This is a genomic window from Noviherbaspirillum suwonense (assembly GCF_900182955.1).
In the GTDB taxonomy this organism is placed as follows: domain Bacteria; phylum Pseudomonadota; class Gammaproteobacteria; order Burkholderiales; family Burkholderiaceae_D; genus Noviherbaspirillum_A; species Noviherbaspirillum_A suwonense.
Genome location: NZ_FXUL01000030.1, coordinates 1 through 23,563, shown reverse-complemented (window position 1 = coordinate 23,563; position 23,563 = coordinate 1). Strand labels below are relative to the sequence as shown.

Below are 23,563 nucleotides of genomic sequence, written 5' to 3'. Positions count from 1 at the left end.
TAACGTCATAAATGAAACCGCGTTGCGTATCGCCAATGTACGGGTTTCTCCAGAGGGGAAAGAAGACGTAGGTCTTTGGCCCTACTTGATTACATAGACGACGTAGACGTTCTAGGTAACCAAGAGCGCCAGATTACTCGCTTCATACCGCGCGCAGGCAGGGCTGTGCGATAGCAGTTCGATATTGCATCGAGCCGATTAAGTATTGGACGCTGGCGAGCCGCGCTGCCTATCATCTCGTCCTAAATAGGTTCGGAGGCCACATGAACACAGCGCTTGGACATATCAAGGTTTTGGACTTGTCACGCGTCCTTGCCGGCCCATGGGCAACGCAAAATCTCGCCGATATGGGCGCCGAGGTCATCAAGATAGAGCGGCCGCAGGTTGGCGACGACACCCGCACCTGGGGCCCGCCATTCCTGAAGGATGCCGATGGCGTCGAGTCGAGTGACTCATCGTATTTTCTGAGCGCAAACCGCGGCAAGAAGTCGGTCACGGTCGATCTGGCCACGGCGGAAGGCCAGGGCATCATCCGCATGCTGGTCAGGGACGCCGACGTGCTCGTCGAAAACTACAAGGTCGGCACGCTGGCCCGTTACGGTCTGGCCTATGACGACATCAAAGGCATCAATCCGCGTCTGGTCTACTGCTCGGTGACGGGCTTCGGTCAGGATGGCCCGTATGCGGCCTTGCCTGGTTACGACTATGTGTTCCAGGGCATGGGCGGGCTGATGAGCCTGACCGGCGTGCCCGACGGCGAACCGGGCGGCGCGCCGATGAAAACCGGCCTGGCCATCACTGACCTCCTCACAGGCATGTACGCGACCTCCGCCATCCTGGCGGCGCTGGAGCACAGGCATATCAGCGGCGCCGGGCAGTACATCGACATGTCGCTGCTGGACTGCGTCGTGGCGATCAACTCCTATCAGGCGCTCAACTACTTCTTGTCGGGGAAGATACCGCAGCGCGTCGGCAATGCGCATCCGAACATGGTGCCGTACCAGGTATTCCATTGCAAGGAAGGCGACCTGATCATCGCGGTGGGCAATGACGCTCAATATGCGGCCTATTGCAAGGCCATCGGCCGCGAGCATCTGGCGACGGATCCGATGTACAGCACTGGCTCGCAGCGCAACCGCAACCGCGCGACGCTGATTCCGCTGCTGGCCGAGGCCATGCTGGCGAAAACCATGCGCGAATGGATCATGCTGCTGGAGCCGAAAAACGTGCCCTGCGGTCCGATTTACGATATGGAGGAAGTGTTCGAGGATCCGCAGGTCCGCCACCGCAATATGCATCTGTCGCTACCGCACAGCGCTGGCGTGGACGCGCCCAGCATCGCCAATCCGATTCGCCTGTCGGCGACGCCGATTCAATACCAGGGTTCAGCGCCCCAATTGGGTGAGCATAACGATGCGATCCTACGGCAGCGTCTCGGCCTGTCGGATGGACAGATGAAAGAGCTGCGGGCCAAGGGCATTATTTGACGATTAACGCGGCAGCGGATACTCGCGGCAGGCTAACGCGCGGAAGCGCTTGGCTGCCGGGCTTTCCATTTCAGGCTGATAAATCAGGGCCAAGCCGATGTCGGCCGGCGGCGCGAAATCGGTGAAGGCGCGGTAGACGATCATGTCGTTGACGGAGCGCTGCATGACCGACGGCACCAGCGCCACGCCGAGGCAGCTTTCGACCAGCGACAGCACGGTCTGCACCTGCACCGCTTCCTGTGCGATGCGTGGCAGGAAGCCGGCCTGCTGGCAGGCTAGTATCGCGGCGGTATGCAGCCCGGCCGCTTCGGTGCGGTTGTACATGATGAAGGGTTCGGTGGCGAGGTCGGACAGCGTCAACTGCCCGACGTTGACCAGGCGACTGTTTCGCGGCAGCGCCGCGATGAACCTGTCCTGCTCCAGCGGCACCAGGGTGACCGTGGAGCCGTGCAGCAGTGGCGTGCGCACCAAGCCGACATCGAGTCCGTCATCCTCCACCATCTGCACGATACGGGCCGAGGTTGCCTCGCGTAGAACCAGTTCGACACCGGGATACTCGGCGCGAAACTGCGGCACCAGCTTTTGCAGCATGCCGAAGGTGGTCGAACCGACAAAGCCGACATGCAAGGTGCCGCCGGTGCCGTCGGACGCGCTTTTGGCGACCTGCGCAAACTGGCTGCCGTGGAAAAGTAGCCGGCGCGCTTCCGCCAGCGCCGACTTGCCGCTAGGCGTGAGACTCACGCCGCTCGGCGAGCGTATGAAGAGCTTCGTGCCGACTTCCGCTTCCAGCTTTTGGATAGACACCGACAACGGCGGCTGCGCCATGTGCAGCCGCTCCGCCGCGCGACGGAAGTTGAGCGTTTCGGCAAGGACAACGAAATGACGGATGCGGCGCAGGTCCATGGGGAGGTGCCAGTCTGGTAGGCCGGCAGTATAACCGCTAGTCCCTGCTGCATCGCCGTCCCGGGCCTGCCGTATCAGCCCTTGAAAACCGGCGGCCGTTTGTCGATGAATGCGGCAACCGCTTCCGCATGGTCAGGCGTCTGATGGGACAGCGCCTGATAGGCCGCCGACATTTCCAGCAGCGTGTCCAGGCGTGTATGCATACCTTCCCGCATCAGACGCTTGGCCAGGCGCACCGCATGCGGCGGGTTGGCGGCGATCTGTTCCGCCAGCGCCATGGCAGTCGGCAGCAGCGCTTCGGGCGCCACCACGCGCGACACCAGGTTCCAGGCCAGGGCCTGCTCGGCGTCGATGACCTGGCCTGTGAACGTCATTTCAGCAGCGCGCGCGAGGCCGATCACGCGCGGCAGCAGCCAGGCGCCGCCGTCGCCCGGCACGATGCCCAGCTTGACGAAGCTCTCGGCAAACTTGGCATGCGTCGATGCGATGCGGATGTCGCACATGCACGTGAGGTCGAGCCCGGCGCCGATCGCGGCGCCATTGACCGCCGCGATGACCGGCACTTCCAGGTTGAACAAGGCCAGCGGCAATTTCTGTATGCCCTGTCGGTACTCCTGGCGGATCTGCATGCCGTTCAGTTCGCCCGCTGCATGTCGCTCCATGTCCTTCACATTGCCGCCGGAAGAAAACGCGTTGCCTGCGCCGGTAAGGATGACCGCACGCACGCTGGCATCGTTTTCAATGCGGGCGATCGCGGCCTGGAAGTCCTGGACCGCGTTGTTGCCGGTCAACGGGTTGCGCCGGTCCGGCTCGTTCATCGTCAGCGTGACGACATGTCCTGCCTGTTCGTACAGCAAAAAGCCAGCCATTAAAGTCTCCTATTTTTTGGTTCGATCGTCCTGTCAGGGCTCAAGAATAGGCAGCTTGCAGCCGGCTGTCCAATATTGAAATGCAGGCGGCCGATATCGACTATGTATGGCGCGCTGCGCCGCACAATGCCAGATCCAGCGCCTGACCATGCGCTGGCTTCAATACCTGGTTGGTATCGCTATTTGCAAAATTAATATTGGACTGTCGCACCGCCGTTCGACTATTCTTCAGCGTGATGGCAGCGCCGCTGAAGAAGGTTGCCTGCTCGGCCACAATTAGCGATGAACGGAGCGACTTCATGAGCGCATTGCTCGACCATTTCCGGCTGGAGCGCCTGCCCGCGACGGCCGAGGCTTTCCGGGCGGAGGTTAAGGAATTCCTTGCCATCCAGATGCCGCCGGCGCCGCCGGATGTGCGCGCCCGTTCATGGATGGGCTACTCCGCCGACTTCAGCCGCAAGATGGCCGCGCGCGGCTGGGTGGGCCTGACCTTGCCGCGCGACTATGGCGGCGCCAGTATGGATGCGTACTCGCGATTCGTCTTGGTCGAGGAACTGCTTGCGGCCGGCGCGCCGGTGTCGGCGCATTGGATTGCAGATCGCCAGAGCGGCCCGCTGATCCTGAAGTTCGGCACCGACGCGCAGCGTAATTTCTACTTGCCGAAGATTTGTGCGGCCGAAGCATTTTTCTGCATCGGCATGAGCGAACCCAATGCCGGCTCGGACCTGGCCAGCGTCGGCACGCGCGCGGTGGATACCGGGAATGGCTGGCAACTTAACGGCCGCAAGATATGGACAACCAATGCGCCGCACTGTCATTACATGATTGCGCTGGTGCGCACCTCCGGCACGCCAGAGGATCGCCATGGCGGCCTGTCGCAGTTCATTGTCGATCTTTCCCTGCCCGGGGTGACCGTGCGCCCAATTTACGATCTGGCTGGCGACGCACATTTTTCCGAAGTGTTTTTTGACGATGTGATGCTGGCGGACGACGCGCTGATCGGGCAGGAAGGAAGCGGCTGGGCGCAGGTCACAGCCGAACTGGCCTTCGAGCGCAGCGGCCCGGAGCGCTTGTACTCCAGCATCGTCCTGCTCGATCACTGGATCGATTCCCTTCGTAGCAGCCCGGACGTTGGACAACACGTGCAGACGGTGGGCAAGCTGGTCACGCATCTTGCAACGCTGCGTCACATGTCCATCAGCGTGACCGCAATGCTGGTGCATGGCGAAAGCCCGGTGGTGGAAGCCGCGCTGGTGAAGGACCTCGGCACTGGTTTCGAGCAGTTGATCCCAGCAGTGATCGAGGCCGCCATCGCCGCCGACCCTACAGCGGATATCGACGCCGACCTGTACCGCACCGTGACTTATGTCAGCCAGGTTGCGCCGACTTATTCATTGCGCGGCGGTACTCGCGAAATCCTGCGCGGCATGATCGCCCGCGGCCTCGGTTTGCGTTAGGAACAGCGCCATGTTTGCAGAAGCGATTGAACAGATATTGAAGCTCAAATGCACACCGGCAGCGGTGCGTGCCATCGAAGCCGGTGGCGCGCCCACCGCATTGTGGACAGCCATTGCCGACGCGGGCTTCCTCGAAATGCTGACGCCGGAGGCGGCCGGTGGCGCCGGCTTGCCGCTGGCCGAACTTTACCAGGTTCTGGTAACGCTAGCACGGTACGGCATGCCCGTGCCGCTCGCCCAAAGCATCGCCGCGCGCGCGCTGATGCAGGGTGCCGAGGCGCCCGCCGGCATGATCACACTGGCGCCCGCGCTGCGCATCACCAGTGCCGGCATGACATGTCCGCTTGTGCCCTTCGGCGCGCTGGCGGAGCACGTGCTTGCAGCCGATGGCGAGGACTTGCTCTTGCTGCCGGGCGACTGCGCCGTGCGCACGGCAACGGGCGTGCGCGGCAGCCTGGTTGCGACGCTTGCCTGGAAGACCGGGCAAGAAACGCTGCGCCTGCCCGGCCAGGGTGGTGCAGTCGCAGTGTTTGGCGCGGCGCTGCATGCGGCGCTGCTTGCCGGCGCGATGCATAAGGTATTCGACATGACGCTGGCGTATGCGAACGATAGGCGCCAGTTCGGCAAGTCGATCGGTAAATTCCAGGCGATCCAGCATCAGATCAGCGAAATGGCCGAACAGGTGGTTGCCGCATCGATCGCTGCAGAAGCCGCATTCCAGTCGGACGGCAATCTGCCCGCGTTATTGTCCAGCGCTATCGCCAAATCACGCGCCAGCGAGGCGGCGGTTCCGGTGGCGTCGATTGCGCACGCGGTGCATGGGGCCATTGGCGTGACCGAGGAATACGACCTGCAGTTGTACACGCGCCGTTTGCATGAATGGCGTATCGCCCATGGTTCGGAAGCGTGCTGGAACCATGTGATCGGGCAGGCGGTACTGGCAAGCACGGCGCCGGGCATCAGTGACTTTGTGCGCAGCACGGTGGCTTGAAAAAGATTGTATAAAAGGACCGATACGCCTAGAGGAGACAGGTAATGAAAAATCGACATTCGGCGAGCCCTTCGTTGTGGCTTGCAGCCGGCGCCGTGCTGCTGTTAGCCATGCTGCCGGCCGGACCGGCGTATGCGGACGCGTTCCCTTCCAAGCCAATCAAGTTCATCGTGCCTTTCCCGCCGGGCAGCGGCACCGACACGTCGGCGCGCTATTTCGGCAGGAAGCTGTCGGAGTTGACGAAACAGCCGGTCATCGTGGAAAACAAGCCTGGCGCGAATGGCTTCATCGGCGTGCAATCCGTGCTTAACGCGCCTGCCGACGGCTATACGGTATTCGTCGGCAGCAACTCGACGTTGGCGGTCAACGTTGCGCTCTTCAAAAAGCTGCCGTACGACCCGCAAACCGATCTCGTCCCCTTGTCCATGATGATGCGCGCTCCTGTCGTCCTGGCGGTGCCGCCGGAGTCGCCCTACAAGTCGGTGGCCGAGTTGATCAGCGCGGCCAGGGCGCAACCCGGCAAGCTCAACTATGCAGGCGGCTCCGCAGGCTATCAGCTGATGGCGGAATTATTCAACGACACCGCCGGCACCAGCACCATGCATGTGCCGTACAAGGGTGCTTCCGAAGCCTTGGCAGCGGTCGCATCGCAGCAGGTCGACATGACCTTTTCCGACATTACGGCGGCCCAAGGCCTGGTCAAGGGCGGCAAGCTGCGGGCGCTCGCGGTCGCATCCGACAAGCGTGCCCCGGCCCTGCCGGACGTGCCGACCACCGCGGAGGCCGGCCTGCCTGGTTACAAGGCCTATGTCTGGGTCGGCGCCATGGTTGCGGCAAGGACGCCCAAGGCCGAAGTCGAGAAGCTCGCCTCGCTGTTGACGCAGATCGAGGCGATGCCGGAAACCCGCGAGTTCTACGAGCGCCAGGGCGCCGAGACCATGGCCGGCGGCGCCGACGAAATGCGGCGCTTCCAGGCAGCCGAGATAGCGCTGTGGAAGCAGATCGTCGTAAAAGCCAAGGTCGAGCAGCAGTGATGCCAGCTTGCCGATGACATTGACTCAGGAGAATCGATGCTGCCACTAGACGGAGTGCGTGTGCTGGACCTGAGCACGGTGGTGCTTGGTCCGTATGCCAGCCAGGTGTTGGCGGACTATGGCGCCGACGTGATCAAGATAGAGACGCCGGATGGCGACTCGACCAGGAAGACCGGGCCGACCACCGAGGCCGGCATGGGCGCGATATTCATGGGTGTCAATCGCGGCAAGCGCAGCATCGTGCTGGACCTGAAGACCGCACCCGGTCGGGAAGCGCTGCTCAAACTGGTGGATACGGCCGACGTGCTGATGCATAGCATACGCCCGCAAAAGCTGGCGCAGATCGGCCTGGACCCGCAGGCGCTTCTGGCCCGCAACCCGCGCCTGATCTATACCGGGCTGCATGGGTTTGGCGAAGACGGCCCATACGGCGGCATGCCCGCCTATGACGACATTATCCAGGGGCTGTCGGGCAGCGCCGCGCTGATGGAGCGCCAGACCGGCACACCACAATACTTCCCGACCATTGCGGCCGACAAAACGTGCGCACTGGTCGCCGCCCACGCGATACTCGCCGCGCTGTTCCGGCGCGAGCGCACCGGCCAGGGCGGTTATGTGGAAGTGCCGATGCTGGAGTCCATGGTTGCGTTCAATCTGGTCGAACACTTTTACGGCCAGCATTTCGATCCGCCGCTTGCCGGACCGGGCTACCCACGCGTGCTGAACCGCTGGCGCCGGCCTTACCAGACCACGGACGGCTTCGTTTGCGCGATGCCTTATACCGACGCCCACTGGCAACGCTTCTTTATCGAAGCAGGCCACGCGGCGCTGGCGACCGACGAACGCTATACCGACATCGCGGCCAGAACCGCGCATATCGAAAGCTTGTACGAGCTTGCAGCAGGTATCATCAGGACCCGCACGACCGCCGACTGGCTTGCGACGTTCAATCGGCTCGAAATACCGGCATCCGTCATGCACAGGCTGGAAGACCTGCAGCAGGATGCGCACCTGCGAACGACCGGCTTTTTCGAAACGCTGGTCGACCCGGCGATGGGCCGCCTGGTCTTCCCCGGGGTTCCGGTGAAATTCGACCGCGCCAAGCCGCCGGTGCGTATGCCGCCGAGGCTGGGAGAACACACGGCCGAAGTGCTGGCCGAACTGGGACTGAACGTAACCATGATGTCCGCACCGGAGACCAAACGATGAGCAACAGCACGGCGCCACGCCAACTGGGCCAGGGATTTTACTGGCAGGAATTGGAAGCAGGACAGCAGTTCCGCACCTTCCGGCGAACGGTAACCGAAGCCGACCTGATCGGCTTCATCGGGGTAACCGGCATGCTGGAAGTCATGTTCATCGACGCCGAGCCGCTGGAAGGCGGCATCACCGGACGTCCCGTGCCGGCGGCGTTGACTTACACGCTGATCGAGGGGCTGCTGTTGCAGACCATGATCCAGGGAACCGGCCTGGCCATGCTCGAGCTAACCCAGAAGATCCATGCGCCGGTGCGGGTTGGCGACAGCATCGACGCGTTGGTCAGTATCGATGGCATCCGGCCGACATCGAAAGGTGGCAGGGCCATCGTTGACTCGACTATCGAGGTCTACAACGAGCGGCGCGAATGCGTGATGACCTATACCGCAAGGCGCATGCTGGCCGGTCGCGGCGAAGAGGGCTGACTGGCAGGAAAACCCCCTGGTCCGTGAACAGACTTACCTACCTATAAAGGAGACACCAGATGATCCCGATAACGCGTTACAGCGGTTCAGTGCGCCGGCTGGCGGGCATTGCCGCAGCCCTGTCATTCGCGCTGGCGCTTGCACCGGCGGCCCAGGCACAGGCTGCCTATCCGTCCAGGCCCATTACGATGATCGTGCCTTTCCCTCCGGGTGGGCCAACCGACCTTGTCGCCCGGGTGTTGGCGCAGACCATGAGCAGCCAGATGGGGCAGCAGATCATCGTGGACAATCGCGGTGGCGCCAATGGCAACATAGGCGCTGCGGCAGTGGCCAAAGCCGCTCCTGATGGTTACACGGTGCTGTACAACACGTCGTCGATCACGCTGAGTCCGGCGCTCTATAAAAGCCTGCCATACGACGTGCAGCGCGACTTGGCGCCAGTGGGCCTGGCAGCCACGGTTCCACTGGCGCTGGTCGTGAATCCGTCCATACCGGTGACCAACGTCAAGGAGTTCATTGCCTATGCAAAAGCAAATCCGGGCAAGCTTTCCTACGGCTCTGCGGGGAACGGCAACATTACGCATTTGGGCGCGTTCCAGTTCCTGCAGGCCAATGGCATCGAAGCAGTGCATATCCCTTACAAGGGCAGCGCACCGGCAGATGCCGACCTGGTTGGGGGCCAGATCCAGTTCATGACCGACACGGTCAATTCGGTCGCCGGCTTTGTCCGTGAAAAGCGGTTGCGACTGCTAGCAGTCACGACGCTGAAGCGCACTAGTTTGTTCCCCGATGCGCCCACCATTGCGGAAATGGGCATGCCCGGCTTTGACGTCAGTGCGTGGCAGGGACTGATGGTGCCAGCGAACACGTCGGAACCGATCGTAAAGCGGCTGAACGTTGAAATGAGGAAGGCTCTGCAGAATCCGGAGGTATTGACGAAACTGGCTGGGCAGGGCGCAATTCCGCTGGGCTCAACGCCGCAGGAATATGGCGACTACATCAGGTCGGAAATCAACCGCTGGTCCGTCATCGTGAAGCAGACCGGCGTGACGCTGGAGTAAACATTGGCATGCTCTATCGCAAGCCCTGAACCAGTGCTGTGGCTCTAGCGCACACGGTGGATCGGTCTTTGTTTACCTTGTCATCACCAGGTTTGCCCTCAGTCTTGCGGCCACATTGGACAGGAAGACTTTTGTTTATCCAACCTACAGGGACGTGCGCTTGTTCCGGCTGTATGAAGGCACGACCCAGATTCAGCAGATCGTCAGTGCACGCAACATGGTGCGTGCAGCCCGGCGTTAAGGCGGGCATTATTCGAACCATCGCATGAGTCACACGTGGTAACGAAAATTTATAACGATAACGGAGAACGGATCATGAACAACTACGGCGCACTCGGGACTTTTCGCCTTGCCGCCATCACGGCTGGTCTCGGCATGGTTTTTTTGGCGCATCAAGCCGTGTATGCGCAGTCGCAACAGCCCGTCAAGCTGGTCGTCGGGTATACGGCGGGCGGCCCGGTCGATAGTTCGGCGCGCGTCTTTGCGACTGCGTTTGCCAAAGAGCTGGGAATGCAGGTGATCGTGGAAAACCGGCCGGGCGCAGCGGGCAGCATCGGCGGCGCTGCGGTGGCGCAGTCGCCGCCCAATGGCCTGACACTGTTTTTTGCGGCAAGCCCGACGTTGACGATCACCCCGTACGTCATCAAGAAAATGGCGTTTGACCCGGTGAAGGACATTGCGCCGATTGCCCCTATCCTGAGCTATGCAAATGTCCTGGTGATCAACAATGACCAGCCGTTCAAGACCGTGGCTGAACTGATCAGCTATGCAAAGGCGCATCCGGGAAAGGTGACCTATGGATCGGCAGGCATGGGCGCATCCAATCACCTGAGCGGCGAATTGTTCGCGCAACGGGCCGGGATAGAGTTAAGCCACGTTCCCTATAAAGGCAATGCGCCGGCGATGACCGACGTCATCGGCGGTCAGATCACCATGATGTTTGACATTATCGGCAGTGCGCGCAATTACATCGGCACCGGCCGCGTCAACGCAGTCGCCGTTACGTCGAGCAATCGCAACAGCTCACTGCCGGACGTCCCTTCCATGCGTGAAATGGGCATCGCGGACTACGACGTGCAGGGCTGGTATGCGCTGTTTGGCCCGGCCAGTATGCCGGCGGAACTGGTCGCGCGCTATGGCGAGGCGACACGCAGGGCACTGGCAAAGGAAGAGGTAAAAAGCAAGTTCCTTGAGCAGGGTTACGAGCCATGGACCGGATTACCGGAGACCGTTTCGGATCGTCTGAAGAAGGAACTGGCGCTGTGGGGAACCGTCACAAAAGGAATGAAATTCGAATGAGCGCCGAACACAGCGCCCGCCTGCATGAATTGTTCGACTGGCGATTGGCAACCGACGCGGACCGGCCATTCCTTCATACGGTAGACGGGATCGTGACATTGGGTGGCCTGGGCGCGCTAGTCGCCACAATCGAGGCCGAGCTGCGGTCGGAATCGGTCTCGCCGGGCGACCGGGTCATGGCCATTGCAGAAAACTGCGTGCAGCATATTGCGTTGATCCTGGCCTGCAGCCGCGTGGGTGCGTGGTCGTGCGGCGTCAATGCACGCATGTCGCCGGGTGAAATTGCCGGCTTCGTCGAAAAAGCCGATCCCACCCTCATCTATTTCACGACCTGCGTTTCAGACGCCGCGTCCGGGCATGCCCAGACACTCAATGCCACGCCTTCAGCGCTCGATGGTCTGCATCGGACGGCTCGCCGCGATATGGCGGTGGCGGAGACTGGGCCCCTGCGGGACGAGGTCGCCGCAGTGATCTTCACATCGGGCACCACGGGCGCGTCCAAGGGCGTGCTGGTGTCGCATGCCGGCCTGGTCCACTTTGGCCGCATCTCTGCAGAATCGCGCCATCTCGGCCCGGATGACCTGTCGTATGCCTACCTGCCGATGACGCATATTTTCGGCCTCGGCACCGTGCTTGCCGCATCCCTTTATGCTGGCGCCGGACTGGTCATGCGCGCCCGCTTCGATCCGGCGGATGTCTTTTCCGCGCTGGCGCATGGCGGGGTGACGAATCTCCAGGGGCCGCCTGCAATGTTTGCCCGCCTCCTGTCCTGGCTGGATGAACAGCGCATAACCAGTCCCGCCTGTCCCGCGCTACGCTATCTCTATACCGGCGCCGCGCCGCTGGACATGACATTGAAGCAGGCGGTCGAAGGCCGCTTGGGCAAGCCGCTGCACCATGGCTACGGCCTGTCCGAGTATGCAGGCGCGCTATGCCTGGTCCGGATGGGAGAACAGCGGCAGGATACTGGTGCCGGATACCTGGTGGAGGGCGGTGAACTCCAGATCACCGACAGCCAGGGCAAGCCCGTGCCAGACGGTGAGCGTGGCGAAATATGGATGCGCGGTGTCGGGCTGATGCCCGGTTACTTCAGGGATGCCGAAGCAACGTCGAATGTCATGAAGCCGGGAGGCTGGTATGCAAGCGGCGACATTGGTTACATCGGCGCCGACGGTGCGCTGTTCGTCGTCGGCCGGACCAAGGAAATGATCATCCGGTCCGGCTTCAACGTGTACCCCGGCGAGATCGAGGCCGTGCTGATGCGTTTCGAGGGTATCCGCAGCGCCGCAGTCGTCGGCCGGCGGGAGCCCGACGGAAATGAGCAGATCCTTGCGTTCGTCGAAGCCGACTCCAGCGAAAAGCCCATCGACATGAATGCCTTGAACCGCCATTTGCACGAGCACCTCGCTGCGTACAAACGGCCATCGCTTGTCACGCAGGTGGTATCCATGCCGATGACATTAAGCGGCAAAGTGCTGAAACGCACGCTGCTCGAAACGTACGCGCATTTACTTGACGCAGACTGACCATTGAAAGGAAAAACACGATGAGCGACGCCCTTTCGCAATTTGCGCAAACTGGCCCGGAAAAGGCTTACCACGAAGCGCTGGCTGCCGGACAGTTTCGCATCCAGCGCTGCAATGCATGCAAGCGGCATGTCTTTTATCCCCGCGTAGTGTGCAGCCACTGCGGCGCGCCCGGCCTTTCCTGGGTAACGCCCAGCGGCAATGGCATTGTCTACTCGACGACGATCGTCCGGCGTAAGCCGGACCTTGGCGGCGACCTGAACATCGCGCTGATCGACCTGGAGGAAGGCGTACGCATGATGAGCCGGGTTGATACCGTCAGGCCGGACCAAGTGACCATAGGCATGGCGGTCAGGGCGTCGGTGATTGTGGAAAACGACCAGCCCCTGGTCGTGTTTGCGCCTGTCGGGGAGGTCGTATGAGCCCGCACGATTTGAGGGGGTCGGTGGCTATCGTCGGTGTCGGCCAGGCCGGCCTGGGCGAGGCGCACGGCCGGACCGAAATGGAAATCCTCGCCGAGGCCGCCCACAACGCGGTCCGCGATGCGGGCCTGAATCTGCGCGACATCGACGGCATCTGCACCGCCAGCGTCAACGCCACCATGTGGGGCTTGCCGGTGGCCGAATATCTTGGTATCCAACCCAAATTTGTCGACAGCACCATGCTGGGTGGTTCCAGCTTTGTGTCGCACATGCTGCCAGCGGCGATGGCATTGAATGCCGGTATTTGCGACGTGGTGCTTGTCTGTTACGGTAGCACGCAGCGTACCGGTGCGGTCGGTCGCGCGGATGTGGCCAAGTCGCGGCGCCTGCTCGATCCGCAACGGTATGAACAGGTCTACGAGCCGCCGATGCCAGTCTCCGCCTATGCGCTGGCGGCAGCGCGGCACATGCATCAATATGGCACCACCCGCGAGCAGCTGGCCGAAGTCGCGGTGGCGGCGCGCAAGTGGGCGCAACGCAATCCGGAAGCGTTCATGCGCGATCCGCTGAGCATCGACGATGTGCTTAAATCACGCATGATTGCCGATCCATTGTCGGTGCGTGACTGCTGCCTTGTCACTGACGGCGCTGGAGCGTACGTAATGGTGCGTGCCGAACGCGCCAAGGACCTGGCGAAAAAGCCTGTCTACCTGCTGGGCAGTGCCAGCGCAACCTGGCATCGGCAGATTTCGTGCATGCCCGACCTGACCGTCACGGCCGCGAAAGAGTCGGGAGAGCGAGCGTTCGAGATGGCCGGCATGACGCCGTCGGACATCGATGTCGTGGAGCTGTACGACGCGTTCACCATCAACACCATCCTGTTCCTCGAAGACCTCGGTTTCTGTGCCAAGGGAGAGGGCGGTGCATTCGTGTCGGGCGGCGCGATCGCGCCCGGGGGCCGGCTGCCGGTCAATACTAACGGCGGCGGCCTGTCGTGCGTCCATCCGGGCATGTATGGCATGTTCATCACCATCGAAGCCGTGCGCCAGTTGCGCGGCGAGTGCGGCGAACGCCAGGTGCCCGGCGCGGAAACCGCGATCGTGCATGGGAATGGCGGCACGCTGTCCGCACAGGCGACCGCCATCCTCGGCACCGCCTCAACAATTTGATCAGGATCTGGAGAACCGCCGAGATGAATTCGAAAATGGTAGCAAACAAGGTAGTGGTAGTAACAGGCGCCGGCGGCGGCATCGGCCGCGAAATTGCGCTGGCGATGGCCCGGTCAGGCGCGCGGGTCGTGGTCAACGACATTGGCGCTTCGCTGGTCGGCGACGCGCTCGCAGTCAACCCGGGACAGCAAGTAGTGGATGAAATCCGCGCCTTTGGCGGTGAAGCAATATCCAACAGTGACAGCGTGTCCGATGCCAGTGGCGCCACGCGCATCGTGGAGGCAGCCGTTGACCAGTTCGGTCGCATCGACTGCATCGTCAACAACGCAGGCATCCTGCGCGACCGCATTTTCCACAAGCTGAGCGTCGAGGACTGGGATGCCGTGCTCAAGGTTCACCTGTACGGCGCCTTCTATACCAGCAAGGCGGCAGCATTGCATTTCAAGGAACAGGGATCGGGCAGCCTGATCCACATGACATCGGCGTCCGGCCTTGTCGGCAACCTTGGACAGGCCAATTATTCAGCGGCCAAACTGGGGATAACCGCTTTGTCGAAGTCGATTGCGCTGGATATGGAGCGCTTTAACGTGCGCTCCAACTGCATCTGCCCGTTTGCCTGGAGCCGGATGACAAGTTCAATACCGACCGACACGCCGGAAGAGCAGGCCAGGGTTGACAAGCTCAAGCAAATGACGCCGGACAAGATCGCACCGCTCGCGGTCTATCTAGCCAGCGACGCCGCGGCTGAGGTCAATGCCCAGATATTCGCAGTGCGGAATAACGAAATCTTGCTGATGAGCCAGCCACGCCCGATACGCTCGGTGCACCGCTCGGAAGGCTGGACACCGGAAAGCATTGCCGAGCATGGGATACCCGCCTTGAAAGCCTCGTTCTTTGCGCTGGACCGGTCTTCCGATGTGTTCACATGGGATCCCATTTGAATAAGCATGAAAAGGAACGGGTCGGCTTCGGGTGCCACTTGACAAAATTATAACTATGGTTAAAGAGTCTGGGCCGCCGAAAACGAGCATAAGAACTTGAAAAGAGGTCGGGAAACGACGACGCTCGAGCGGTTCTGGGCACTTTCAGCCGCTTGGCTTGCTGATGACGGCGAAATCACGTGTTATTCGAGGTGCCCTCCTGTTGCGCGCGGAGGGTGGCCAACGCTGTCGAGGCGGCACGTCGCGCCACCCGCAGGGAAACGGGGATCATCCGTTCGCCGAATTGGCTTGGAGACCATTCTGACGCCCAGAGTCAAGCCCGTTGGGAAAATCCCTTTGGTCGGAAATTACCTTAACGCAGGCGGTACGCACTTCGATCCGAAGCCGGACGTTATGCGCGATAATCTGATAAAAAGGCGCTTATTTGTTTGGTAGCGCCGGCACACTGCGCAGTCAGTGGACTTGAGGTCAGAACAAACTGTCTATCAGAAAACTATGGCGTGTTGACATTTGAAGGGCCGGTATGGAAGAAGCCGATCGGACTGGTTGATTTTGGCTGATTCACATCTACATCCTTGTCTTTGGACGGGGCAAGGATGTTGCGAACGCTGTTGCGGGACGATCAGCGGGTACAAATCGAAACGCTTTTGCAGGGAAAGGCTGACGACCGAGGCCGCAGCGGCGCGAACAATCGTCTCTTTATTGAAGCGGTGTTGTGGATCGCACGCACTGGTAGCCCTTGGCGCGATCTCCCAACGGCATTCGGCCCATGGAACAGCATCTATGTTCGCTTTGCCCGCTGGGCTGACAAGAACGTTTGGCAAAACATCTTTGCCTTCTTAAGTGAGGATGCCGACTGCGAAGAAGTCTTTATCGACAGCACCGTCATGCGGGCTCACCAGCACGCTGCCGGGGCTGCCAAAAAGAAGGGCGAACAGGCTCTGGGACGTTCTCGGGGAGGTTTGACGACCAAGATCCATGCCTGTGTCGAAGGGCTCGGCCAAATGGCGCGCTTCACGCTCACCGGCGGACAAGTCGCCGACATAACACATGCACAGACACTGATAGAGCAAATGCAGCCAGGCGCGGTCCTATCCGACAAAGCTTACGATGCTGATGCGCTGCTCGCGTATATCGACAGCAAAGACGCCAAGGCCGTCATCCCGCCGAAAACAAATCGTAAAAATCAGCGGGCATTCGACAAGCACCAGTACCGCAATCGCAATTTAATCGAGCGCTTCTTTGCCAAACTCAAGCAGTTCAGACGCGTCGCGACACGCTATGACAAGCTTGACTCACGATTCACATCGTTTATTGCTCTGGCCGCATCAGTAATTTGGCTCCAGTAAATGTCACCACGCCCTAGCCCTGCAATGTCATCTGCTCAATCGTCACTGTGACCAGACCTCGACATACAGATTGCCGGTATGCGAAGGCGTCTCAGCAAGTCGTTGCTTATGAAAATTAGAAAGATAGCTACAGAATTACTGTATATAAATACAGTATTATCTCACGCTGGCCAGAGTTTTTGCAGCGCTCGACATCGACTGATTCGACACTTTGGTATAGGAAAGTAGGAGAGGATTATCTAGTTGCGCTGAAATATGACGGGAGCTCAGCATCTGCGCGCCTTGGGTACGTTAAACAACCGACAAATTTGCAGAAATCACTGGTAGTAAACGCTTTCAACCCAATAATAGGACGAAAGCGCTTGCAATCACGGGATGAGCTGATAGGTCAGCGAACGCCGCGCATAGTACGGAGGAAAAAGGTCTCATCAGTCGCCTAGCGAAAGCCAGCCATTGTCGCCAACGGCAGTGCTCAGCGTTTTTTTTAAATGAATGCAGACCGCCCCGCTCTGGGTCCCAGATGGCCATAAGCAGTTTTCTAGCCTCATTAGAAACTCCGAGAACTGCGGTTGATGTGTGCGGCGAATTGCCGTACAATTCCGTCAGGAGGACAATCCTATGCCCGCAACCAACTCTAATGCCCGTCTCGAAGCTCGCATCAGCACTGATCTGCATTCGATGCTTAAGCGCGCTGCTGAACTTCAGGGGCGAACCATGACCGATTTCGTGGTTGCTGCCGTTCAGGACGCTGCGCAACGTGCGATTGAGCAAGCCGAAATCATCCGGTTGTCGATGGGTGATCAAGAGTGCTTTGCACAGGCGCTGCTGTCGCCGCCGCAACCTGCCCCAGCCTTGGAACGCGCCTTCGCTCGTCACCGCAAGCTCTTACGCGTTGAATGAGCAGCGCGCCGTTCCGTATCGCGGCACTCGATATTGCGCATGGCTGTGCCGCGTTCAACAGCGATTCGGGGCCACTGAACCGCTACTTGCGGGAACAAGTCACCCAAGACGTTCGGCGCCGTGTGGCCGCCTGTTTCGTGGCGTTGGCCGAAGGTCAGCGCATCGTAGGCTATTACACGCTCGCGTCGGCAAGCCTGCTGCTATCCGATCTTCCGGCCAGCACAGGCAAGAAGCTGCCACGTTATCCGACCGTGCCAGCGGTTCGCATGGGCCGTTTAGCGGTTGATCAGGCTTTTAAGGGGCAGGGTCTAGGCGGCGCGCTGCTGGCCGATGCGCTCGACCGCGCAGCCCGCTCCGAGATTGCTGCTTTTGCTTTAATGGTGGATGCCAAGGACGAGGCCGCAGCGGCTTTCTACGGCAATCATGGCTTCATTGCTCTGCCAGATTCACCGATTACCCTGTTTTTGCCGCTGGCAACTGTTCAATCCTCTCGAATGCTGCTCGGCGCGACTCACCTCGGCCTCTCGTGACAATCCGCCAGATTTGTACCTTGGCGAGTTGCTTTTCTTGCCCTGAGAGGCTGGGTTCGGCCCAGACTGTGTCAAAACACATGTTTCTAACTTTGTTTACGTGACTTGGTCTTTCTACTTACCGGCCAACCCATTGCGGCATTTAATAAAATTACTCAAGGCACCATGGGAGCATGGGATGAAACGGTTCATCGAGCAGCAAGAACGTAGTCAGGTAACCCTGTTTCCGGAGCGGCTCGACGATTACGTCAACGAGGACAATCCCGTGCGCGTCGTCGATGTGTTCGTCGAAAGTCTTCACCTTGCTACCCTTGGCTTCGAGGGTGCTATGCCGGCCAAGACTGGGCGTCGTAACATGGTTCAAGTTGTGCCGTGCCAATCATCTCGTCAGTTCTTGACCAACAGACTTTGGTCTTTGCTAGCAGCGAAAACCGTATTTATAGGTTGACTGATCAACCAATCGCGCTTAGTCTGTGCTTTATTAGGTTGCAAGTTCAACCTAATATTTAATATTGCATTAATGGAATATGAGCCTAGGATCGGCTGCTAATCAAAATATTGGGAACGAGGACGACTATGGCAACCAGTAAATCAAAACAGAAATTTGATGCCGTGATAGTCGGCGCCGGATTTGCAGGTCTTTACCAGTTATATTGCTTTCGCAAAATCGGGCTCACGGCCTGCGTCCTAGAGGCCGGCGACGGAGTCGGAGGAACATGGTTCTGGAACCGTTATCCTGGCGCTCGATGCGACGTGGAAAGTTTCGACTACTCTTATTCCTTCAGCAAGGAGCTTGAACAAGAATGGGAATGGTCTGAGCGCTATGCTCCACAGGAAGAGATCCTTCGTTACATTAACCATGTGGCGGATCGCTTCGACCTGCGCCGCGACGTTCAGTTAAATACCAGAGTACAGCAAGCGATCTTCAACGAATCAGGTAACTGTTGGACCGTTACTACTGCAAACGGGGAAGCCTTCGAAGCGAAGTTTTGCATCATGGCGACAGGCTGCCTGTCAATCCCGCAGAAGCCAAGTATTAAAGGACTCGACCGTTTTAAAGGCGAGCTTTATTACAGTTCTTCCTGGCCCAAACATACGGTTCAGTTCGCTGGCAAGAAAGTTGGACTAATCGGCACCGGCTCAAGCGGCGTGCAAATGGCCCCAATCATTGCCGAGCAAGCAGCGCATCTGACCGTATTTCAGCGTACCGCCAACTTCAGTGTTCCCGCGCAAAACGAACCGGTATCGAGGGAGCTTTCAAGGGAAGTCAAAGCGCACTATGCGGAGCGGAGGGCGAGGGGGCGCGAAGCGATTACCGGCCAGTACCTGAGCGCGAATGATGTCTCGGCACTGGAGGTCTCTAGTGAAGAGCGCCAGGCTGAATTTGAGTTTCGCTGGCGTGGTGCTGGTGGCGGCTTTCGGATGCTGCGCGCCTTTTCCGATTTGTTGAGGGATAAAAAGGCAAATAAATATGCTTCGGAATTCATCGCCTCGAAGATCAAAAACATCGTCCAGGACCCCGCAGTAGCAGAGCTTCTGACACCAAAACCCGATCTCCCTTTCGGTACCAAGCGCTTGTGCGTCGATACGAATTATTACGAGACCTTCAATCGACCCAACGTGGAGTTGGTAGATGTTAAGGCATCCCCAATTGAGGAAATTACCGCGCACGGACTCCGCACGCAGAATCGTGAATTCGAACTCGACATGGTCGTCCTCGCCACCGGTTTTGATGCAATGACCGGAGCGCTGCTGCAAATCGATATTCGCGGCATCGGAGACCAGCCTTTAAAAGATAAATGGGCGCATGGTCCGCGCACATATCTGGGACTGGCGATTTCCGGATTCCCCAATCTGTTCATCATCACCGGTCCGGGAAGCCCATCGGTACTGAGCAACATGGTGCACTCGATTGAAACGCATGCAAACTGGATCACTGATTGCATCAGCCGTATCAGGGAACGTGGCTGCGCAAGAGTCGAGGCCAATGGAAGTGCTGAAGACAAATGGGTAGACCATGTCAACGAGGTCGCAAACCGTACGCTCTATCCCATCGGAAACTCCTGGTATGTCGGCGCAAATATTCCAGGCAAACCACGAATCTTCATGCCATATGTAGCCGGCGTGCCGGCCTATCGCAAAATCATTGAGGAAGTCGCCCAGAAAGACTATGACGGTTTTGTCTTTTCCTGAATCTTGATGCGCGGAAAAAAGCGACGTCACCAAACACTTATAAATTACAAGATCCATACGAGGAGACCTACATGAATTACTTATCAAAAATGCTGAAAACTGCCGTGGCAACCATCGTTGCAGTAGCCTTCTGCATTCCGGCGGCCGCTCAGGAGACGATCAAAATTGGCTTGGTTGCGCCAATGTCGGGCGCATTCGCCCTATATGGTCAGGGGTTTCATCATTCGATGCAGGCGTATATGGCAAATTACGGGGACACCGTGGCAGGGAAAAAGGTGGAAATCATCGTTCGCGATAACACGACAAGCACTCCGGAGAATGCAAAGCGGCTTGCGCAGGAACTCGTCAACAGGGATCGAGTGGATTTCCTTGCCGGTTTCGCGCTGTCCCCGGATGCATTGGCTGTCGCTTCCCTTGCGACGCAGGCCAAGAAGCCAACCATTGTCATGCTTGCCGCGGCATCCGGCCTGACTGGAAAGTCACCTTACCTTACGCGGGTTTCGTACAGCAATGCACAAACTTCGGTCACCATGGCGAAATGGGCATATAAGAATGGCGTGCGCAAGGTCTACACTATGGTATCCGACTATGCGCCGGGAATTGACTGCGAAGTCGCGTTTCAGAAAGCGTTTGAATCGCTGGGTGGGAAAGTTATCGGCAATTCTCGGATGCCGCTGGCAAATCTTGATTATTCACCCTATGTTCAACGCCTGAAAGAGTCGGGCGCGGACGCCGCCTATCTGTTTGTACCGTCAGGCGACCCTATGGTTTCATTCATGAAAAATTATGTCGAGCGGGGCCTACCCCAAGCGGGCATGAAGCTGCTGACGACAACCGATCTTGCAGAAGAATATATTAAGCCAATGGGCGAGACTGCTGTGCATATTACCAATACCATTCAGTATTACGACACGCTCGATAACGAGGAAAACACGAAATACAAAGCGGCCTACCTGAAGATAGCGGGGAAAAATCCTGGCGCGATTGCTCTTGGCGGCTATGACGGCATGGCGGCCATTTACGAAGTCACCCGCAAGCTTGATGGTAAGCTCGATCCGGAAAAAGTCATGGCGGCTATGAAAGGCATGAAAATAAAGAGTCCTCGCGGCGACCTGACAATCGACCCGGACACGAGGGATGCGGTGGCCAATATGTACGTCGCAAAAATCGAGAAAAAGGGCAACCAGTATGTCCCCGTCGTCATCGATACGTTTGTGGGCGTCAAGGAAGGGCAATAGGCCCTGATCTTGCGCCAATGTCAGCGGACCTGAACCCATGCTCGATCTAAATCGTTATGTGCCCGCGTTGCTGGTTTGGGTGTCCAACAAGCTATCGAGCAGCGCTTCTCAACGTTATCGCCAGAAATTCGATCTTGGCGTAACGGACTGGCGAGTGCTTGCCTACATCGAACTTTACCCATGGTCGACCGGTTCCGAGGTCTGCCAGCTGATCGGTCTGGATAAGGGGGCGGTCAGCAGGAGTCTCACCTGCCTCGACGGCATGGGATTGGTGGAGGCTCGGCCTTTCGGGCTGCGCAAAATACAGTACGCGACGACGGAAGCTGGCAAAGCAATGTATTCCACCGTACTGGAAACCGCGCTTGCGCGCGAAGAAGCGCTCCTTAGCGGGTTCTCAGACGCAGAACGGGATCTAATGATCAAGTTCCTGCATCGGCTTTTGAGCAATCTGCCGGCCGTTGAAGCCGTCGCCAGATCGCAAGACGAAGCTGACTGAAACCGTGAAACGAGAACGACATGCTGCTGGAAAATAAAGTTGCTCTAGTTACAGGTGCCGCATCGGGCATAGGGCGATCCATTGCATTGACCCTTGCCCGAGATGGCGCAAAAGTGCTTGTTACTGACCGTTCTGTTGACGCCGGTGAGGAGACCGTCGCACTGGTCCTCAAGGCAGGCGGCGTCGCAAAGTTTTGCCAGCTTGATGCGGCAAATCCTGACGATCATTGGCGCGCCGTGGCACAGGCGCAAGAACATTTCGGCGGCCTTCATATTGCTTGCAATAATGCCGGTATCAGCGTTGGGCCGAGCAAAGTCTACCGCCGGGCTGCAGAGATCGCATTGGAAGACTGGGATCAAATGCTCGCCATTAACCTCTCCGGCGTGTTTTATGGGTTGAGAGCACAGATACCCGCCATGATCGCAACCGGGGGCGGCGCCATCGTCAACACGGCTTCAGTCATGGGGCAGGTGGCAGGACAAAATCTAAGCGCATACGTCGCCTCCAAGCATGGTGTAATCGGCCTGACGAAAAGCGCGGCCCTTGATTACGCTTCACAAGGCATTCGAATCAACGCGGTTGGCCCCGGCTATATTGCAACGCCAATGCTGGAGTTCAAGGATTCAGCGACATTGCACAGCCTTGCAGCCAAACATCCGATGGGCCGACTTGGTTTCCCCCAAGAAATTGCAGAACTCGCGGCATGGCTAAGCAGTGACCGTGCCAGCTTTGTGACTGGGGCCTATTACCCGGTAGACGGCGGTTATTTAGCCCAGTAGGCGGCTTTACGTTCCAGGCGATCCCCGTTGCATTGCCACCTTCAACAGATCCCACTTACTGCAATTTCCTCCCGGAGAAGTCATGCCTGAGCAAACCAAGGTTTTTATTATTACCGGCGGTGCCAGAGGCATTGGCTATGCATTTGCAGAAAAACTCGCGCATGCCGGACATCGGTTGGTGATTGCCGACATTGGCGGCGCCTATGAGGCGGCCGAGAGAATTCGCAGTGCGGGCTATGCCGCGATTGGTCTGACAATCGACGTGACCAAGGGGCACCTCGAAAAACCGCTGCGGGTCTGGCAAAATGTGGGCGCCTCGAACTTGACGTAACTTTTCATGATCAAGACCAGTCTGTTTGCCGACCAGGAGCGCGAAGCCAAGCTGAACCGGCTTGGTGATGCGCTGCAGGTGATGGAGCAGCATGTCGACTTGCCGCCCTTGCTGCGGCGTTCGACCTTGCGGCACCGCGCCCCAGCCGCGAGCGCGGCGGCCGTCCGCCTTTCCCCACTGAGCTGATGGTGCGTGTGCTGTTGATTCAGCAGCTATTCAACTTGAGCGATGAGCAGATGGAATTCCAACTGCTCGGCCGCTTGAGTTTCCAGCGCTTCGTCGGGTTACGCACCAGCAGCCAGATCCCGGACCGGACGACGATCTGGACCTTCAAGGAGCGCTTGATCCAAGCCGGCGCCAGCGAGAGCGTGTTCGATGCCGTTAATCGCCAGCTGGCCAGGCACGGCTACATTGCGCGCGGCGGCCAGATGATCGACGCGAGCATCGTGCAGGCGCCCAAGCAGTCACTGAGCAAGGAAGAGAGAGCCATCGTCAGCGAAGGCGCGATGCCGGCTGACTGGAAGCCAACGAAACGGCGCCAGAAGGATATGGATGCGCGCTGGACCAAGAAACACGGCAAGTCCTACTTCGGCTATAAGGTGTCGGCCAATGCCGACAAGCGATACAAGCTGGTGCGCAAGATCAAGGTGAGCACGGCAAGCGAACACGACACCACGCACTTCGAGGACGTGCTCGATCCCGCCAACACGAACCGGGACATCCTGGCCGACAAGGGCTATGTCGATAGCGAGCGCGAAGCGCAACTGAGCAATCAGGGCTGGCGCATGCACATCCAGCGCAAAGGTAGTAATGACCTTGCCCCGGTTCCACGTACAGCAGAAATCGATTAATTTCTATGTACATGGAGGTCGAGATGAGCGAAGAAACCGTTCCAAAGAGGCAATA

At 59.0% G+C, this 23,563-nt stretch carries 24 protein-coding genes and 2 pseudogenes; 23 read left to right on the top strand and 3 right to left on the bottom strand.

Annotation, left to right across the window (positions count from 1 at the left end):
* Positions 1-263 precede the first annotated feature (263 nt).
* Entirely contained in the window at positions 264-1,487 is a 1,224-nt protein-coding gene (locus tag QOL82_RS25805) for a CaiB/BaiF CoA transferase family protein (protein WP_283445193.1), read from the top strand.
* Positions 1,488-1,490: 3 nt separating this feature from the next.
* On the opposite strand, the gene QOL82_RS25800 is transcribed toward QOL82_RS25805, so the two are convergent.
* The 3 genes from QOL82_RS25800 to QOL82_RS25790 form a co-directional block, all read right to left on the bottom strand.
* The gene (locus QOL82_RS25800; protein WP_283445192.1) at positions 1,491-2,390 is read right to left on the bottom strand and encodes a LysR family transcriptional regulator; all 900 of its coding nucleotides are present in this window, start codon (positions 2,388-2,390) and stop codon (positions 1,491-1,493) included.
* A 74-nt stretch (positions 2,391-2,464) separates the two neighbouring features.
* The gene (locus tag QOL82_RS25795) at positions 2,465-3,259 is read right to left on the bottom strand and encodes a crotonase/enoyl-CoA hydratase family protein (RefSeq protein WP_283445191.1); all 795 of its coding nucleotides are present in this window, start codon (positions 3,257-3,259) and stop codon (positions 2,465-2,467) included.
* Positions 3,260-3,359: 100 nt separating this feature from the next.
* Entirely contained in the window at positions 3,360-3,560 is a 201-nt protein-coding gene (locus QOL82_RS25790) for a hypothetical protein (protein WP_283445190.1), read from the bottom strand.
* Here QOL82_RS25790 and QOL82_RS25785 point away from each other — a divergent pair.
* From QOL82_RS25785 to QOL82_RS25680, 22 genes and pseudogenes are all read left to right on the top strand, one after another.
* A complete protein-coding gene (locus QOL82_RS25785) occupies positions 3,559-4,716 on the top strand; it encodes an acyl-CoA dehydrogenase family protein (protein WP_283445189.1) in 1,158 nt (385 codons plus the stop codon). The two genes, QOL82_RS25790 and QOL82_RS25785, sit on opposite strands and share 2 nt — an antisense overlap.
* Positions 4,717-4,726: 10 nt before the next feature.
* Positions 4,727-5,707, top strand: coding sequence for an acyl-CoA dehydrogenase family protein (locus QOL82_RS25780; RefSeq protein ID WP_283445188.1), 981 nt, complete (start codon positions 4,727-4,729; stop codon positions 5,705-5,707).
* A 44-nt stretch (positions 5,708-5,751) separates the two neighbouring features.
* Positions 5,752-6,741 (top strand): Bug family tripartite tricarboxylate transporter substrate binding protein, encoded by a 990-nt coding sequence (locus tag QOL82_RS25775; RefSeq protein ID WP_430438550.1) that lies wholly within the window; start codon positions 5,752-5,754, stop codon positions 6,739-6,741.
* A gap of 36 nt (positions 6,742-6,777) precedes the next feature.
* Positions 6,778-7,950 carry a CaiB/BaiF CoA transferase family protein gene (locus QOL82_RS25770; RefSeq protein WP_283445187.1) on the top strand — a complete coding sequence of 391 codons (1,173 nt, stop codon included), beginning with the start codon at positions 6,778-6,780 and terminating at the stop codon, positions 7,948-7,950.
* Positions 7,947-8,423 carry a MaoC family dehydratase gene (locus QOL82_RS25765; protein ID WP_283445186.1) on the top strand — a complete coding sequence of 159 codons (477 nt, stop codon included), beginning with the start codon at positions 7,947-7,949 and terminating at the stop codon, positions 8,421-8,423. Before QOL82_RS25770 ends, QOL82_RS25765 begins: the two co-directional genes overlap by 4 nt.
* A gap of 59 nt (positions 8,424-8,482) precedes the next feature.
* Positions 8,483-9,484: a Bug family tripartite tricarboxylate transporter substrate binding protein gene (locus QOL82_RS25760; RefSeq protein WP_283445185.1), complete on the top strand. Its 1,002-nt coding sequence runs from the start codon at positions 8,483-8,485 to the stop codon at positions 9,482-9,484.
* Between the two features lie 315 nt (positions 9,485-9,799).
* On the top strand, positions 9,800-10,783 hold the full coding sequence (locus QOL82_RS25755) for a Bug family tripartite tricarboxylate transporter substrate binding protein (RefSeq protein ID WP_283445184.1): 984 nt from the start codon (positions 9,800-9,802) through the stop codon (positions 10,781-10,783).
* The gene (locus QOL82_RS25750; protein ID WP_283445183.1) at positions 10,780-12,309 is read left to right on the top strand and encodes a class I adenylate-forming enzyme family protein; all 1,530 of its coding nucleotides are present in this window, start codon (positions 10,780-10,782) and stop codon (positions 12,307-12,309) included. The genes QOL82_RS25755 and QOL82_RS25750 overlap by 4 nt, the downstream gene beginning before the upstream one ends.
* A gap of 20 nt (positions 12,310-12,329) precedes the next feature.
* On the top strand, positions 12,330-12,731 hold the full coding sequence (locus QOL82_RS25745; RefSeq protein WP_283445182.1) for a Zn-ribbon domain-containing OB-fold protein: 402 nt from the start codon (positions 12,330-12,332) through the stop codon (positions 12,729-12,731).
* On the top strand, positions 12,728-13,900 hold the full coding sequence (locus tag QOL82_RS25740) for a thiolase (protein ID WP_283445181.1): 1,173 nt from the start codon (positions 12,728-12,730) through the stop codon (positions 13,898-13,900). The genes QOL82_RS25745 and QOL82_RS25740 overlap by 4 nt, the downstream gene beginning before the upstream one ends.
* Before the next feature lie 23 nt (positions 13,901-13,923).
* Positions 13,924-14,841: an SDR family NAD(P)-dependent oxidoreductase gene (locus QOL82_RS25735; protein WP_283445230.1), complete on the top strand. Its 918-nt coding sequence runs from the start codon at positions 13,924-13,926 to the stop codon at positions 14,839-14,841.
* Between the two features lie 596 nt (positions 14,842-15,437).
* On the top strand, positions 15,438-16,190 hold the full coding sequence (locus tag QOL82_RS25730) for an IS5 family transposase (protein WP_283445180.1): 753 nt from the start codon (positions 15,438-15,440) through the stop codon (positions 16,188-16,190).
* A 585-nt stretch (positions 16,191-16,775) separates the two neighbouring features.
* Positions 16,776-17,090, top strand: coding sequence for a type II toxin-antitoxin system TacA family antitoxin (locus QOL82_RS25725; RefSeq protein ID WP_430438552.1), 315 nt, complete (start codon positions 16,776-16,778; stop codon positions 17,088-17,090).
* On the top strand, positions 17,087-17,620 hold the full coding sequence (locus QOL82_RS25720) for a GNAT family N-acetyltransferase (RefSeq protein WP_283445178.1): 534 nt from the start codon (positions 17,087-17,089) through the stop codon (positions 17,618-17,620). The genes QOL82_RS25725 and QOL82_RS25720 overlap by 4 nt, the downstream gene beginning before the upstream one ends.
* Positions 17,621-17,798: 178 nt before the next feature.
* Positions 17,799-17,969: pseudogene (locus QOL82_RS25715) on the top strand (IS5/IS1182 family transposase); the annotation flags it as partial.
* Positions 17,970-18,196: 227 nt separating this feature from the next.
* Entirely contained in the window at positions 18,197-19,813 is a 1,617-nt protein-coding gene (locus tag QOL82_RS25710) for a flavin-containing monooxygenase (RefSeq protein WP_283445177.1), read from the top strand.
* 71 nt (positions 19,814-19,884) lie between these two features.
* Positions 19,885-21,051 carry an ABC transporter substrate-binding protein gene (locus tag QOL82_RS25705; protein ID WP_283445176.1) on the top strand — a complete coding sequence of 389 codons (1,167 nt, stop codon included), beginning with the start codon at positions 19,885-19,887 and terminating at the stop codon, positions 21,049-21,051.
* Positions 21,052-21,088: 37 nt separating this feature from the next.
* Positions 21,089-21,547 carry a MarR family winged helix-turn-helix transcriptional regulator gene (locus QOL82_RS25700; protein ID WP_283445175.1) on the top strand — a complete coding sequence of 153 codons (459 nt, stop codon included), beginning with the start codon at positions 21,089-21,091 and terminating at the stop codon, positions 21,545-21,547.
* Between the two features lie 20 nt (positions 21,548-21,567).
* Positions 21,568-22,326, top strand: a complete 759-nt coding sequence (locus tag QOL82_RS25695; protein ID WP_283445174.1) for an SDR family NAD(P)-dependent oxidoreductase — start codon at positions 21,568-21,570, stop codon at positions 22,324-22,326.
* Between the two features lie 82 nt (positions 22,327-22,408).
* Complete coding sequence (locus QOL82_RS25690) at positions 22,409-22,657, top strand: SDR family NAD(P)-dependent oxidoreductase (RefSeq protein ID WP_283445173.1); 249 nt, start codon at positions 22,409-22,411, stop codon at positions 22,655-22,657.
* A 6-nt stretch (positions 22,658-22,663) separates the two neighbouring features.
* Positions 22,664-22,843, top strand: a complete 180-nt coding sequence (locus tag QOL82_RS25685; RefSeq protein WP_283445172.1) for a hypothetical protein — start codon at positions 22,664-22,666, stop codon at positions 22,841-22,843.
* Positions 22,822-23,508, top strand: a pseudogene (locus QOL82_RS25680) (IS5 family transposase); the annotation flags it as partial. The gene QOL82_RS25685 and the pseudogene QOL82_RS25680, both read left to right, overlap by 22 nt.
* Positions 23,509-23,563 lie beyond the last annotated feature (55 nt).